At 72.3% G+C, this 13,738-nt stretch carries 16 protein-coding genes; 4 read left to right on the top strand and 12 right to left on the bottom strand.

What is annotated here, in order from left to right:
* Position 1: 1 nt before the first annotated feature.
* From ACZ4TW_RS10340 to ACZ4TW_RS10330, 3 genes are read left to right on the top strand one after another with little or no spacing between them, the layout of a single operon-like run.
* On the top strand, positions 2–982 hold the full coding sequence (locus ACZ4TW_RS10340; protein WP_465542672.1) for a branched-chain amino acid ABC transporter permease: 981 nt from the start codon (positions 2–4) through the stop codon (positions 980–982).
* Positions 972–1,886 carry an ABC transporter ATP-binding protein gene (locus ACZ4TW_RS10335; RefSeq protein WP_465542625.1) on the top strand — a complete coding sequence of 305 codons (915 nt, stop codon included), beginning with the start codon at positions 972–974 and terminating at the stop codon, positions 1,884–1,886. The genes ACZ4TW_RS10340 and ACZ4TW_RS10335 overlap by 11 nt, the downstream gene beginning before the upstream one ends.
* On the top strand, positions 1,873–2,658 hold the full coding sequence (locus tag ACZ4TW_RS10330; protein WP_465542624.1) for an ABC transporter ATP-binding protein: 786 nt from the start codon (positions 1,873–1,875) through the stop codon (positions 2,656–2,658). Before ACZ4TW_RS10335 ends, ACZ4TW_RS10330 begins: the two co-directional genes overlap by 14 nt.
* A 435-nt stretch (positions 2,659–3,093) precedes the next feature.
* On the opposite strand, the gene ACZ4TW_RS10325 is transcribed toward ACZ4TW_RS10330, so the two are convergent.
* The 3 genes from ACZ4TW_RS10325 to groES all read right to left on the bottom strand — a co-directional run bounded on the left by ACZ4TW_RS10325 (position 3,094) and on the right by groES (position 6,078).
* The gene (locus ACZ4TW_RS10325; RefSeq protein WP_465542623.1) at positions 3,094–4,389 is read right to left on the bottom strand and encodes an ABC transporter substrate-binding protein; all 1,296 of its coding nucleotides are present in this window, start codon (positions 4,387–4,389) and stop codon (positions 3,094–3,096) included.
* Between the two features lie 274 nt (positions 4,390–4,663).
* Positions 4,664–5,617 carry an EamA family transporter RarD gene (gene rarD / locus ACZ4TW_RS10320; RefSeq protein WP_465542622.1) on the bottom strand — a complete coding sequence of 318 codons (954 nt, stop codon included), beginning with the start codon at positions 5,615–5,617 and terminating at the stop codon, positions 4,664–4,666.
* A gap of 164 nt (positions 5,618–5,781) precedes the next feature.
* Entirely contained in the window at positions 5,782–6,078 is a 297-nt protein-coding gene (gene groES, locus ACZ4TW_RS10315) for a co-chaperone GroES (protein WP_465542621.1), read from the bottom strand.
* A 129-nt stretch (positions 6,079–6,207) separates the two neighbouring features.
* Between groES and ACZ4TW_RS10310 the strand changes: the two genes are divergently transcribed.
* Entirely contained in the window at positions 6,208–7,395 is a 1,188-nt protein-coding gene (locus tag ACZ4TW_RS10310; protein WP_465542620.1) for a class I SAM-dependent methyltransferase, read from the top strand.
* Between the two features lie 51 nt (positions 7,396–7,446).
* Here the strand turns inward: ACZ4TW_RS10310 and ACZ4TW_RS10305 are convergent, their stop codons facing one another.
* From ACZ4TW_RS10305 to ACZ4TW_RS10265, 9 genes are all read right to left on the bottom strand, one after another.
* Positions 7,447–8,004 carry a hypothetical protein gene (locus ACZ4TW_RS10305; RefSeq protein WP_465542619.1) on the bottom strand — a complete coding sequence of 186 codons (558 nt, stop codon included), beginning with the start codon at positions 8,002–8,004 and terminating at the stop codon, positions 7,447–7,449.
* A 10-nt stretch (positions 8,005–8,014) separates the two neighbouring features.
* Positions 8,015–8,764, bottom strand: a complete 750-nt coding sequence (locus ACZ4TW_RS10300; RefSeq protein WP_465542618.1) for a DUF4190 domain-containing protein — start codon at positions 8,762–8,764, stop codon at positions 8,015–8,017.
* A 28-nt stretch (positions 8,765–8,792) separates the two neighbouring features.
* Entirely contained in the window at positions 8,793–9,167 is a 375-nt protein-coding gene (locus ACZ4TW_RS10295) for a DUF4190 domain-containing protein (RefSeq protein WP_465542617.1), read from the bottom strand.
* A gap of 187 nt (positions 9,168–9,354) precedes the next feature.
* Positions 9,355–10,404 carry a tRNA (adenosine(37)-N6)-threonylcarbamoyltransferase complex transferase subunit TsaD gene (gene tsaD, locus ACZ4TW_RS10290; protein ID WP_465542616.1) on the bottom strand — a complete coding sequence of 350 codons (1,050 nt, stop codon included), beginning with the start codon at positions 10,402–10,404 and terminating at the stop codon, positions 9,355–9,357.
* A complete protein-coding gene (gene rimI / locus ACZ4TW_RS10285) occupies positions 10,401–10,931 on the bottom strand; it encodes a ribosomal protein S18-alanine N-acetyltransferase (protein ID WP_465542615.1) in 531 nt (176 codons plus the stop codon). Before rimI ends, tsaD begins: the two co-directional genes overlap by 4 nt.
* Complete coding sequence (gene tsaB, locus ACZ4TW_RS10280) at positions 10,928–11,551, bottom strand: tRNA (adenosine(37)-N6)-threonylcarbamoyltransferase complex dimerization subunit type 1 TsaB (protein WP_465542614.1); 624 nt, start codon at positions 11,549–11,551, stop codon at positions 10,928–10,930. Before tsaB ends, rimI begins: the two co-directional genes overlap by 4 nt.
* A 53-nt stretch (positions 11,552–11,604) precedes the next feature.
* Positions 11,605–12,126, bottom strand: a complete 522-nt coding sequence (gene tsaE, locus ACZ4TW_RS10275) for a tRNA (adenosine(37)-N6)-threonylcarbamoyltransferase complex ATPase subunit type 1 TsaE (RefSeq protein ID WP_465542613.1) — start codon at positions 12,124–12,126, stop codon at positions 11,605–11,607.
* Positions 12,126–13,250, bottom strand: coding sequence for an alanine racemase (gene alr / locus ACZ4TW_RS10270; protein ID WP_465542671.1), 1,125 nt, complete (start codon positions 13,248–13,250; stop codon positions 12,126–12,128). The genes tsaE and alr overlap by 1 nt, the downstream gene beginning before the upstream one ends.
* 11 nt (positions 13,251–13,261) lie before the next feature.
* Positions 13,262–13,675: a holo-ACP synthase gene (locus ACZ4TW_RS10265; protein ID WP_465542670.1), complete on the bottom strand. Its 414-nt coding sequence runs from the start codon at positions 13,673–13,675 to the stop codon at positions 13,262–13,264.
* Positions 13,676–13,738: the final 63 nt, after the last annotated feature.

Genomic DNA, 13,738 nt, shown 5'->3' with positions numbered 1-13,738 from the left:
GATCGACTGGATTGCGATCCTCTCCAACGCGGCGCAGGAGGTCATCAGCCCCACGACCGCCGCGTACGCCCTCGCCGCGCTCGGCCTGGCGATCCACTTCGGCTACACCGGCCTGCTGAACTTCGGCCAGGCGGGCTTCATGGCCCTCGGCGCCTACGGGTACGCGATCTCCACGCTGAGCTTCGGCTTCCCGGTGTGGGCCGCGGTGCTCGTCGGCGTCGCCGCCTCCGTGGTGTTCGCGCTGATCCTCGGCATCCCGACCCTGCGGTTGCGTGCCGACTACCTGGCCATCGTGACGATCGCGGCCGCGGAGATCCTGCGGCTGGTGTTCACCACGAACACGTTCGAGGATGTCACCGGCTCCGCGAGCGGCCTCCAGGGCTACAAGGGCGGGTTCGCCGCGCTGAACCCGATCCCCGACGGCACGTACGGCTTCGGCCCGTTCACGTACAACGCCTACGACTGGTGGATCCGGATCGTCGGCTGGACCGTGGTGATCCTCGCGGCGCTGTTCACGTGGCTGCTCATGCGCAGCCCGTGGGGCCGCGTGATCAAGGGCATCCGCGAAGACGAGGACGCCGTGCGCGCGCTCGGCAAGAACGTCTACTCGTACAAGATGCAGAGCCTCATCCTGGGCGGTGTGTTCGGCACGCTCGCCGGCATGATCTTCATCATGCCGCGCGCGGTGGTGCCGGCGAACTACCAGACGTCGCTGACCTTCTTCATCTACGCGATCCTGCTGCTCGGCGGCGCCGCGACGATCTTCGGGCCCATCATCGGCTCGATGATCTTCTGGGTGCTGCTCTCCTTCTTCTCGGGGTTCATCGCCCGAGGCGTGGAGGCCGGCTGGTTCCCGTTCATGACCCAGGTCCAGGCGGGCCAGCTGCGGTTCATCCTCGTCGGCATCGCCATCATGCTCCTCGTGGTCTTCAGGCCACAGGGCATCTTCGGAAACAAGAAGGAGCTGGCTTTTGTCCGATAGCGTCATTCCCACGGCCAAGCCGGTCAAGTCCACCGGACTCCACGTCGGCGAAGCGGGCCCCGGCTGCAAGAAGGTCGACCCGATCCTCATCGCCGACGGCGTCAAGCGCACGTTCGGCGGCCTCACGGCCGTCGACGTCGCCCACGTCGAGATCCCTCGCGGCGCCATCACGGCGCTCATCGGCCCGAACGGCGCCGGCAAGACCACGTTCTTCAACCTGCTCACGGGCTTCGACAAGCCCGATGAGGGCAAGTGGGAGTTCGACGGTCGCTCGCTGGCGCACGTCCCAGCCTACCGGGTCGCCCGCATGGGCCTCATCCGCACCTTCCAGCTGACGAAGGCCCTCGGCCTGCTCACCGTGCTCGACAACATGAAGCTCGGCGCGAAGAGCCAGACCGGGGAGAACATCTTCCGATCGATCCTGCCCTTCCTGTGGCGCAAGCAGGAGGACGACATCGAGGCCAAGGCGAAGGAGCTGCTCACGCGGTTCAAGCTCGATGCCAAGCAGGAGGACTACGCGGCGAGCCTCTCGGGCGGCCAGCGCAAGCTGCTCGAGATGGCGCGGGCGCTCATGAGCGACCCGACGCTGGTCATGCTCGACGAGCCGATGGCGGGCGTCAACCCGGCGCTCACCCAGTCGCTGCTCGACCACATCCTCGACCTCAAGTCGCAGGGCATGACGGTGCTGTTCGTCGAGCACGACATGCACATGGTGCGCCACATCGCCGACTGGGTCGTCGTGATGGCCGAGGGCAAGATCGTCGCCGAGGGCGACCCGCACACGGTCATGCAGGACCAGGCCGTGATCGACGCGTACCTCGGTGCGCACCACGACACCGATCTCGGCGCGACCGACACCGGCCACGTCGAAGCGCTGAAGGAGCTCATCGATGACGAACAGTGAATCGGCCGCGGCCCCCGAGGCCGCGGGGAGTGCGACGATCGCCCCGCCGGCCGACGCGGTCGTCGAGGTGCGTTCGGTCACGGCGGGATACCTCCCCGGCGTGAACATCCTGAACGCCTGCTCGCTCGTCGCCCGGCAGGGCGAGCTGATCGGCATCATCGGCCCGAACGGCGCCGGCAAGTCGACGCTCCTGAAGTCGATCTTCGGGCTCGTGCGGGTCCGAGAGGGCGGCATCTTCCTCCAGGGCGAGGAGATCACCAACCTGAAGGCGAACAAGCTCGTGGCGAAGGGCGTCGGGTTCGTCCCCCAGACGAACAACGTGTTCCCGTCGCTCACGATCCAGGAGAACCTCGAGATGGGCATCTTCCAGAAGCCCAAGGGCCTCAAGGAGCGTCTCGAGTTCGTCACCGAGATCTTCCCGGAGCTCGGCAAGCGGCTCGCGCAGCGTGCGGGCTCGCTCTCTGGGGGTGAGCGCCAGATGGTGGCGATGTCGCGTGCGCTCATGATGGGCCCGCACGTGCTGCTGCTCGACGAGCCCTCGGCCGGCCTCTCGCCGGTCCGACAGGACGAGGCGTTCCTCCGGGTCAAGGAGATCAACCGCGCGGGCGTCACGACCATCATGGTCGAGCAGAACGCCCGCCGGTGCCTGCAGATCTGCGACCGCGGCTACGTGCTCGACCAGGGCCGCGACGCCTACGAGGGCCCCGGTCGCGACCTGCTGAACGACCCCAAGGTCATCGGCCTGTACCTCGGGACGCTCGGCCAGGACTGAGCCGGTCGCCCGCGAAGGGGGTGGATGCCGCGGCATCCACCCCCTTCGTCATGCCCCGGCCGGCGTCAGGCCGCCGTGTGGCGCGACGGCGGGGCGCAGACGAGGGATGGACCACGCGACCGACCGAGGACTGCCGAGAGGCGCTCCTGCGGATGACGGGTCGGCGCGGCAGACGTCCTGTCGGCGTCGTCGCTTCCGGGTCGACGAGCGGCTGCCGGCGCCCGAGCCGCGCTCTGCAGGAGACGCCGCGATGTGCCGGAGCATCTGCCGGATCCGCTCCTGCGAATCGGGGCGTCTCCTGCGCATCGTGCAGGGAAGCGCGGGCCGCGCCGCGCCGGGCACGGTGCGCGGCCGCGCCGGGCGCGGCGAGCGCCTCCCGCCGGGCACGCGAAAGGGCCCCGGCCGGAGCCGGGGCCCTTCCGTGCGCGTCAGCGACTAGCCGATGCGCGAGTAGGTGTTGTCGTCGGCGTACTCGTAGATGCCGATGGTGGCCTCGGTCGGGTCACCGTTCTCGTCGAGCGTGATCGGACCCGACGCACCGTCGAAGTCGATCTGCTCGCCCTCGGCGAGGAGCGCCGTCGCGTCGGCGAAGGACGTGACCGTCTCGCCGTCGCCCGAACCGCCCGAGACCTGCTGGAGGTACGCGGCGATGTCGGTGCCCTCGACGCTGTTCGCCGCGTAGGCGGCCAGCGCGATGAGCATCAGGGCGTCGTACGACTCGGGCCCGTAGCTGAAGCTGTCGAGTGCCGGGTCGACGCCGAGCAGGCGCTCCTGGAAGTCCTCGTCCAGCTCCGGGCCGGGCAGCGTGCCCTTCGCACCGGCGATGAGGCCGGGCGCGAAGTCCGCGCTGTAGTCGGCCAGGTTGCCGTCGACGAAGTACAGCTGGTCGCCGGGGTAGCCCGAGCCGACGAGCGCCGGCACGACGACCTTGGCCTCGTCGAACGTGATGACCGCGACCGCGTCGGGGTTCGCGGCGTTGATCGCCGAGAGCTGCGCATCAAAGTTGGAGTCACCCGTGTTGAAGAGCTCCTCGGCGACGACCTCGCCGCCCGCCGCCTCGAAGTTCTCCTTCAGCGAGGCCGCGAGGCCGGTGCCGTAGGGGTCGTTCAGGACGAGCATGCCGAGCGTCGACTTGCCCTCCTCGGCGATCAGGTTGCCGAGCACCTCGCCCTGGAGGAGGTCGGACGGAGCGGTGCGGAAGTACAGCCCGTTGTCGTCGTAGTCCGTGAAGTCGGGCGACGTGTTCGCCGGCGAGAAGTGGACGACGCCGGCCGCCGTGATCTGGTCGATGACGGTGAACGACACGCCCGAGGACGCCGCACCGATGATCGCCGAGACATCCTGCGAGAGGAGGTCGGTGACCGAGACGGTCGCGATGTCGGTCGTGGTGTCGCCGGAGTCGCGGTAGACGACCTCGACCTGGATGCCGGCGTCGGCCTCGTTGATCTCCTGCGCGGCCAGCGCGACACCGGCCTCCTCGGGCGGGCCGAGGAAGGCGAGGGTGCCCGACTGCGGCAGGATGGTGCCGACCTTCAGGGTGAGGTCGCGCTCGCCTGCTTCGATGGGCTGGGCGTCACCGGTCTCGGCCGGCTCTTCCGTATCGGCCGGTTCGGTGTCGCCGCCGCCCGTCGCACACGCGGTGAGGAGGAGGGCGGAGACGCCAGCGATGGCGATGCCCGTCCAGGTCGCGCGGGCGGAGCGCGAGGCCTTGGCCTTCGCGAATACGCTCATGTTGCTCCTTGGGACTGAAGGATCGGTACACAATTGCAGCGTCTGACGACGCCGGTGGTTTGACAGTATTGCCCGGGTACAGCCGAAACAAGGGATCCCGATCACAACCCGGTAACGCCGTCCGAATCGTTACCGGCGCGACTCGTGGCGGCCTCGTCGCGCACGAAATCGGCGTCGACCGGCATTTCCGCGCACGGTTCGGGCGTCGGCCCCACGCGCGCTCGAGGCGCCGTGACCCCCGATCACGGGGTGCCCCGGGAGGCGCCCGCCGGGTTCAGAGCGCGGCGAGCGCGGCACGGCGGGCGCTGCGTGCACCGCGGACGAGGTCGAACGTGAGGACCACCAGCGCCAGCCACACGAGCCCGAATCCGATCCATCGCTCGAGGGGCATGCTCTCGCCCAGCACCACCACGCCGACGATGAACTGGATGAACGGCGCGAAGTACTGGATGAAGCCCATGTAGATCAGGGGCAGCCGTCGCGACGCCGCCGCGAACAGCAACAGCGGGATGGCGGTGACGGCGCCGGCGGCGAGCAGCAGCACGGTGTGCCACGCGCCCAGGCTCCCCATCGTGAGCCCGCCCGTCGCGCCGACGACCACGAGCAGGAGGGCGGCGATCGGCGCGAGCCAGGCGGTCTCGAGCGTCAGGCCCGACACGGCGTCGACGCGGGGTCCGACGCGCTTCTTGATGAGCCCGTAGAAGCCGAAGCTGAACGCCAGGACGAGCGCGATCCACGGCAGCTGACCGTACCCGACGGCGAGCACCACCACCGCGACGATCGAGATGCCCACGGCCGTCCACTGCACGGCGTTGAGCCGCTCGCGCAGCACGAGCACCCCCAGGAACACCGTGACGATCGGATTGATGAAGTACCCGAGGGCGGCCTCGACGACCTGCCCCGACGTCGCGGCGTAGACGTACGTGAGCCAGTTGACGAAGATGAGCGCGCCCGCCACGCCCATGACGAGCACGACGCGCCGGTCGCGCAGCAGCGCGCGGAACGGGCGCCACGTGCGCGTCGCGGCGATGAGCACCCCGCAGAACACGAGCGAGAGCAGGATGCGCCACGCGACGATCTCGACGGGACCGGTCGGCGCGAGCGCGATGAAGTAGATCGGGAGGAACCCCCACAGGGCGTACGCGGAGACCGCGTAGGCGAGCCCCGCTCGGTTCACCCCGGCACGCGGGGCGCGCACGGGCGCAGCGGTCGGCGAAGCGGATGGCACCGGATCAGCCTACGCGCGACCTCCGACCGGGAGCCCGCGAGAGCCTGCCGTCCACCGTCGACATCCCGCCGCGCGTCGCCGCGACATCCGCCCCTCGATGCCGCAGACGACGACGCGGCCCGGATGCCGTGGGGCATCCGGGCCGCGGGCGATGTCGGTGTCGACTAGCGGACGACGACCGCGAGCACGTCGCGGGCCGACAGCACGAGGTACTCCTCGCCGCCGAACTTGACCTCGGTGCCGCCGTACTTGGAGTAGATCACCTTGTCGCCGACGGCCACGTCGAGCGGGATGCGGTTGCCGTTGTCGTCGATGCGGCCCGGGCCGACCGCCACGACCTCGCCCTCCTGGGGCTTCTCCTTGGCGGTGTCGGGGATGACCAGGCCCGATGCGGTGGTCTGCTCGGCCTCGACCTGCTTGATGACGATGCGATCCTCGAGCGGCTTGATGGAAACCGACACGGTTGACCTCTTTCTTGACGAAGACTGGGGTTAGCAGCCTCTGAGTGAGAGTGCTAACGAGAGTCTAGGGGGGTTCTGGCACTCGTGCAACGTGAGTGCCAGCGGATGTCGCGGTGCTAGCGTGGCGGCGTGGAACGCGACGAGCTGGTGCAGCTGCTCTCCGCCGAGGGGCTCGACCTGCTCGACTCGCTGCCCGCCTGGACGAGCAGCGACGACATCGTCAAGACGGTCGCCGACCTCCGCCGGCGCGGTCACTCGCCCGGCCTGGTCGCCGCGGTGCTCAGCCAGTCCAAGCTGCGCTCGAAGGCGCGCCCGAAATTCGGCGAGTTCGCCGACCGCATGCTCTTCACCGAGTCCGGCCTCGAGCAGGCCACGCGCCTCCGCGTGGCCGCCCTGCACGCGGGCCGGTACGCTCGCGCCGGACTCCGCCACGTCGCCGACCTCGGCTGCGGCATCGGCGGCGACGCCCTCGCGTTCGCCGCGATCGACCTCGAGGTGACCGCCGCCGAGGCCGATGAGGTCACGGCCGCGATCGCCGCCTTCAACCTCACGCCGTTCCCGCGCGTCCACGTGCTGCACGCGCGGGCCGAGGAGGTGCCGCTCGCGGGCATCGACGCCGCCTGGCTCGACCCCGCGCGTCGCACGACCGCCGGCGGCACCACCACGCGCCTGGCCGACGTCGCCGACTACACGCCGTCGCTCGACTTCGCGTTCGGCCTGGCCGAGCGCATGCCGGTCGGCGTGAAGCTCGGCCCCGGCACCGATCGCGGCGTCATCCCCGCGGGCGCCGAGGCGCAGTGGGTCTCGGTCGACGGCGACGTCGTCGAGCTCGCCGTGTGGACGGGCGCGCTGGCCCGCTCGGGCATCGGACGCGCCGCGCTCGTGATCCGCGGCGACGCCGCCCACGAGCTGGTCGCGCCCGCCGACAGCGAGGATGCGCCGGTCGGGCCGCTCGGCGACTACCTCTACGAGCCCGACGGCGCCGTGATCAGGGCCCGCCTCATCGGCGACCTCGCCCGATCGAACGGCGCATGGATGCTCAGCGAGGGCATCGCCTACTTCACGGGCGACCGACCCGTCGACAGCCCCTTCGCGCGCGGGTTCCGCGTGCTCGAGCGGCTGCCGGCCGACGAGCGGCACCTGCGGCAGGCGCTCCAGGCCCGTGGGGTGGGCGCGCTCGAGATCAAGAAGCGCGGCGTCGACGTCGATCCCGCGGCGCTGCGCACGCGCCTGAAGCTCAGGGGCGACGGATCGGCGACGATCGTGCTCACGCGCGAGGAGGGCCGCCACGTCGCGCTGCTCGTCGAGCGGTTGTGACGCGGGCCGCGTCGCCTGCCGTCACGGTGACGGCGGGCGGATGCCACGGGGTCAGCGCGGCAGGGCGCCGAAGACGATCGCGTAGTAGCCGATCCACACGCACGAGAAGACGAGGCCCGCGATGCCGGCGCCGATGCCGATGAACGCCGGGATGCGACCGTGTTCCTCGCGCCGGAGCCCGAGCACGCCGAAGACGATGGCCGCGATGCAGACGGGCAGCATCCAGCCGACGAAGAGCGAGGCGCCCGCTCCGATCACGCCGAGCACGGCGGCGACGTAGCTGTAGAGCCGGCGCCGTTCCTCCTCCTCCAGCTCGTACGCCGGCGTCTCGGGCTCGGGCCGACCCACCGCGAGCAGCTGGCCGGTCGGCAGCCCGTGCAGCTCCCCCGTGTCGAAGGGCCGGTCGAGCTCGCGCACCGGCGCCGCGGAGGGTCGCCGCTCCGCTCCCTCGTCGTCGACCGGGGCGGCCGGCGGCGGCTCGAGGGCCGTGTGGGGACCGATCGGCGTGGGCGCCGTGTGCGTCGGCACGCCGTGCGGCGCGATCGGGTCGCGCCCGCCGGCCGTGCCGGCGTCGGCGCGGAGCTCCGGAGGCCTCCGGTCGTCGATCACAGGTCGCCGATCAGTACGTGAAGTCGCCGCTGTAGGTGTTGCCGATCGCGAACAGCACGCCCCAGAGGATGAACGAGAGCACGGCGAGCGCGAGGCCGATGAAGCCGAGCACGATGCCCGTGAGCCACATGCCCTTCGCGGCCGGCTCCTTCTTGCGCCCGATGAAGCCCAGGATGACCGCCGCAGCCGGGACGAACAGGCCGAGCACGCCGCCGACGAACGGCACGAACAGGATCGGCGAGCCGACGATGCCGATGATGCCCGCGATCAGCGAGATGAGGCTGAACACCGGCGTCGGCTTCGACGGCGCGGGTGCGTAGGCGCCTGCCGTCGCGGGCGCCGCGCCGTACGCCGGAGGCGCCGCGGGTGGCGCGCCGTAGGCGGTCGGGGCGGTGCCGTACGCCGGCGGAGTGGCGTCGGTCGGTGCGCCGAACGGCGACGACGGAGTGCCGGCCGAGTACGACGGCGGCGCGGGAGGTGCGGACGGCACCGGCGGGGCGGGCGCGGCGGGCGGCGCCGGCGGGCCCGGCGCCTCGGGCACCTCGAGCGGATGGAACGGCTCGGGCGCCTCCGGACCCGGCTCGGCCGGGATCGACGGTTCGCCGGGCTCAGCCGGGATCGTCGGTTCGCCCGGCTCGGCCGGGATCGTCGGTTCGACCGGCTCCGCGGGCACGGGGGGCTCGACGGGTTCCGCGGGGACCGTCGGCTCGGACGGCGTGACCGGCTCGACCGGCTCGTCGGGGTTCCTGGGATCGCTCATGTCGAGCCCCTTCCGTGCTGCGGGTGGATCAGTAGGTGGTGACGGTGCCGCTGTTGATCGCGGCGCCGATGATCGCGAACCAGACGATCGCGAAGATGATGCCGAGCACCAGGCCCACGTAGCCGATGATCAGGCCGGCGATCGCTAGGCCGCGGCCCTGCTCGCCGGTCTTCTTGATCTGGCTGAGCGCGATGTGGCCGGTGATGATGCCGACGATCGAGATGAAGAACGACGACACGAGCGAGACGATCGCGAGGACGTTCGTCTTCTGCGTGGCGGGAGCCCCGTACGAGGGCGTGGTCGCGTTGTAGGCGGGTGCGCCGGTGCCGTACGAGGGCGCGGGCTGAGCGGGCGGAGCCGGAGGAACGTTCGGGACGTTCCGGTCGGCGTTGGGGTCGGTCATGTGAGTTGCTCCCTCAGGTGTGTGCATGGACTGGGCCATGCTGGCAGCGCCGCGGCACGGTGTCAACGACCCGCGGCGCGGGTCGGCACCCCGCATTCGCGGGGTTCTCCGGTCACCATATCGCCCCGCGACATCCCGCCGCATGGGGCAGAAGTCCCCCTCCGCATGCCGGCCCGTCGGGCGTTCGTCAGGTCTGGATCTCGGTGACGGGAAGCGTGGAGTCCGCGCCGAAGTCGAGCGTCGAGGCCGGGTGCCCGGCCATGATGAGGCGCGCCCCGAGCGCGGCGATCATCGCGCCGTTGTCGGTGCAGAGCGAGAGCGGCGGGATGCGCAGCGCGATGCCCGCGGCATCCGCCCGCGCTTCAGCCACCTCGCGGAGGCGCCGGTTGGCGACGACGCCGCCGCCGAGCAGCAGCCTGGGCACGCCGAGGTCGGTGCACGCCGCGATCGCCTTCGACACGAGCACGTCGACGACCGCCTCGCGGAAGCTCGCGGCGACGTCGGCGAGCGGCACCGGCTCGCTCGCGGCCTCGCGCTGTTCGACCCAGCGCGCCACCGCCGTCTTCAGGCCCGAGAACGAGAAGTCGTAGCGGTGGCGTTCGAGGTCCTTCGGACGCGTGAGCCCGCGCGGGAAGCGGATGGCGTCGGGGTCGCCGCCGACCGCGGCCCGGTCGATCTCGGGCCCGCCCGGGTAGGGCAGCCCGAGCAGGCGCGCCACCTTGTCGAACGCCTCGCCGGCGGCGTCGTCGATGGTCTCGCCGAGCAGCTCGACGTCGGAGTCGAGGTCGCGCACGAGCAGCAGCGAGGTGTGCCCGCCGGAGACGAGCAGGGCGACGCTCGGCGTCTCGAGCGGCCGGTCGCCGAGCAGGTCGGCGCCCACATGGCCGACCAGGTGGTTGACCGCGTAGATCGGCTTCTCGAGCGAGAGCGCGAGCGCCTTGGCCGCGCCGACGCCCACCATGAGCGCACCCGCGAGACCCGGACCGCTCGTCACGGCGACGGCGTCGAGATCGGCCAGGTCGACGGATGCCTCGTCGAGCGCGGCCCGGATGGTCGGGCCGAGCGCCTCGAGGTGGGCCCGCGCGGCGACCTCGGGCACGACGCCGCCGTAGCGCGCGTGCTCCTCCATGGACGACGCGATCGCGTTGGCGAGCAGCTCGGTGCCGCGGACGATCCCGACGCCGGTCTCGTCGCACGAGGTCTCGATGCCGAGCACGAGGGGGGCGTCGCGGTTCACGATGTGCCTCCGGCGGGTTCGACGGGTGCGATGACGGCGTCGGATGCCGCGGGCCGGGCGATCGCGGGCGGCACGTCGAGTCGCATCGCGATCGCGTCGACGCCGTCGGGCTGGTAGTAGCCCCGGCGCACGCCGATCTCGGTGAAGCCGAGCGACGCGTAGAGGGTGCGCGCGACGGGGTTGTCGGCGCGCACCTCGAGGAAGAGCTCGGTCGCGCCGCGGCGCCGCGCCTCGTCGATGAGCGCATGCATGAGCGCGCGCCCGAGGCCGCGACCGCGGGCCGCGTCGTCGACCGCGATGGTCTGGATGTCGCCCTGACCCGACCCGCGGGGCGCGAGCAGCCCGGCGTACGCGACGGCCACCTCGGGTCGGGCGTCGTCGACCACGACGAGGTAGTAGGTGTGGGCGTGCTCGAGCTCGGCACGCATGGCGTGCTCGGGCCACGCGTCGCTGGTGAACGTGGCGCGCTCGATCGCCATGATCGCGTCGAGGTCGGCGAGGTGCGCGCGGCGCAGCATGAAGCTCATCCGAGCACCCGCTTCGGCCCGGCCGACGGGGTCACGTCGGGCGCGCGCAGGTAGAGCGGCTCGTCGTCGGCCACGGGCAGTCGGCCGGTCGCGCGGGCCTGCTCGGCGAGCAGGCCGAGGGAACCGGCCGAGACGGTGTCGGCGTCGAAGCGGATGCCGCGCGGCTCGGGAACCGCGTCGCGGGGCTCGAGCCTGGGCGGTGCGAGCCGGACGGGGAGGCCGTCGGCGTCGAGTCCCTCGTAGTCGGACACCGCCGACTCCCGGCGCCGGGCGTCGGTGACGACCTGCAGCCCGCCGCTCCCGCCGCGCGTGTACCACGCGAGGGCGACCGCGTCGTGGCTCACGACGGGCACGACCGGCCGCCCGATGCCGAGCGCGAAGGCGCGGGCGGCCGCGATCCCGACGCGCAATCCGGTGAACGGGCCGGGCCCCATGCCGGCCGCGACCGCCGACAGGTCGGCCGCGCGGAGGCCGGCGCGTTCGAGCACCTCGCGGATGCCGCCGCCGATGGCCTCGGCATGCCGCATCGTGTCGCGGGTGACGCTCTCGGCCAGGATCCCGCCGTCTCGGTCGACCACGGCGACGCTCGTGCCGGTGGAGGTGTCGATCGCGAGGAGCATGCCCCCAAGCCTAGACTCGCGCGCCCGGCGGCCCGCCGCGCCGGGGCCCGGCCTCAGGCTCCCAGTGCGGGCGTCGCCGCGTACGGGCTGGCGGCCCAGCGCGGGCCGTGCCCGACGAGGTCGACCGTTCGCGGCTCGTCGGCGTCGAGGTCGTCGTCCGCTCCGGCGGGCTCCTCGTCGTCGGCCGACTCGTCGCCCCGGCGGCGGGCGATCACGACCTCGAGCCACGAGTCGGCGACGCCGTCGAGCAGTCCCGCGCCCCATTCGACGACGACGACCGAGCGGTCGAAGTCCAGGTCGAGGTCCTCGAGCTCGGCGGCGCCCGAGAGCCGGTACGCGTCCACGTGCACGAGCGGCGCCGCCCCGACGAGGGTGGGGTGCGTGCGCGCGAGCACGAAGGTCGGGCTCTGGACGGGCCCGCGCACCCCGAGGCCCTCGCCGATGCCGCGCGTGAGCGTCGTCTTGCCCGCTCCGAGCGGGCCGGTGAGCACGACGAGGTCGCCCGCGCGCAGCTGCGCTCCGAGCTCCCGGCCGAGCGCCTCCATCGCCTCAGTGTCGGGCACCAAGCGCCGCATCACGGCGACTCCGCGTACGTCCTCGGCACGCGCGGGCCGATCCTCGTGACGATCTCGTACGCGATCGTGTCGGCCGCATCGCCCCAGTCGTCGGCCGAGGGCGCGCCCTCGACCGGGTCGCCGAACAGCACCACCTCGTCGCCCACCGCGATGTCGGCGTCGCCGACGTCGACGAGGAACTGGTCCATCGCGATACGGCCGGCGACGCGGTGCCGCGCGCCCGCGATCGTCACCTCGGCTCGGCCGGAGGCCTGCCTCGGGATGCCGTCGGCGTACCCGAGCGGCACGAGCGCGAGCGTCGTCGGGCGGTCGGCCCGCCAGGCGTAGCCGTACGACGCGCCGGTGCCCGGCTCCACGCGACGCACGGCCGCGACGCGCCCGCGCAGCGTCATCGCCGGGCGCAGCCCGAGCTCGGCCGCGGTCGTCCCGTCGCCGTACGGCGGGATGCCGTAGAGCCCGATCCCGATGCGCACCATGTCGAGGCGCGCCTCGGGGAGGCGGATGGCCGCGGCCGTCGACGCGAGGTGACGCAGCTCGGGCGCGAGCCCCGCACCCTCGGCCGCCGCGACGCCCCGGAGGAACGCCTCCAGCTGCGCGGCATCCTCTTCGGGCGAGGTGTTCGAGAGGTGGCTGAAGACGCCGCGCACGTGCACGCGCCCGTCGCGCTCGAGTTCCGCGGCGCGGGCGACGGCGGCGGGCCAGTCGGACTCGGCGATGCCGTTGCGGCTGAGGCCGGTGTCGAGCTTGAGGTGCACGTTCGCGACCCGCCTGACGGCGGCCGCGGCATCCGACATCGCCTCGAGCTGCGCGATCGAGGAGACCCCGAGGTCGACGCCGCGCGCGATGGCGGGGCCGAATCGTGCGGCGGGGTCGTGCAGCCACGCGACCAGCGGTGCGTCGATGCCGGCCCCGCGCAGCGCGATCGCCTCGTCGAGGTCGGCGACGCCGAGCCATCCGGCCCCGCCCTCGAGCGCCGCGCGCGCGACGGCCTCGGCACCGTGGCCGTAGGCGTCGGCTTTCACGACCGCCATGACGCGGGCCGGGGCGACGATCCCCGCGAGGTGCCGGACGTTGTGCCGGACCGCATCGAGGTCGACGACGGCCTCGCGGAAGGGCGCGAGCATGTGGCGCGAGTTCACCGGGCCTCCTCCTCGCCCGGCTGAGCGAGCAGTTCGCGCGAGGACGACGCGCCACCGACGCCGCGCTCGAGCACGACGAAGGCGCTCGCGATGCCCGCGTCGTGGCTCATGGAGAGGTGCACGCGGTCGATGCCGAGCCGCGCGACGTGCGCCGACAGCGCCCCGGACAGGGCGAAGTCGGGGTTGCCGTCGTCATCCTGCACGATGCGCATGTCGTGCCAGCGTATGACGGCGTGGCCGCCGAGCGCCTTGATGAGCGCCTCCTTCGCGGCGAACCTCGCGGCGAGTGAGCGCGCGGGCCGGTGGCGTTCGCTCTCGGCGAACAATCGGTCGCGCAGCGACGGCGTGCGCTCGAGCGAACGCTCGAACCGAGCGATGTCGACCACGTCGATGCCGATGCCCGCGATCACGCGCTCCTCCACGAATCCACGTCTCGAGTCTCCCCCATCGGGCCCGCCCCGGCACCGGGCGGA

This window comes from Agromyces sp. NPDC029043 (genome assembly GCF_055564615.1).
Note: the sequence above shows the minus strand (reverse complement) of the source record. Positions and strands in the feature narration are given on the sequence as shown.

Coding starts and splice junctions, on each gene's coding strand:
- rimI (WP_465542615.1), bottom strand. CDS start 10,931: ATGAGCTTCATGCTGCGCCGCGCGCACCTCGCCGACCTCGACGCGATC.
- ACZ4TW_RS10325 (WP_465542623.1), bottom strand. CDS start 4,389: ATGAGCGTATTCGCGAAGGCCAAGGCCTCGCGCTCCGCCCGCGCGACC.
- ACZ4TW_RS10295 (WP_465542617.1), bottom strand. CDS start 9,167: ATGACCGACCCCAACGCCGACCGGAACGTCCCGAACGTTCCTCCGGCT.
- tsaB (WP_465542614.1), bottom strand. CDS start 11,551: ATGCTCCTCGCGATCGACACCTCCACCGGCACGAGCGTCGCCGTGGTC.
- ACZ4TW_RS10330 (WP_465542624.1), top strand. CDS start 1,873: ATGACGAACAGTGAATCGGCCGCGGCCCCCGAGGCCGCGGGGAGTGCG.
- ACZ4TW_RS10300 (WP_465542618.1), bottom strand. CDS start 8,764: ATGAGCGATCCCAGGAACCCCGACGAGCCGGTCGAGCCGGTCACGCCG.
- alr (WP_465542671.1), bottom strand. CDS start 13,250: ATGCTCGCGCCCTTCCGCGAGGCCGTCGTCGACCTCGATGCGGTCCGG.
- tsaE (WP_465542613.1), bottom strand. CDS start 12,126: ATGCGGCGCTTGGTGCCCGACACTGAGGCGATGGAGGCGCTCGGCCGG.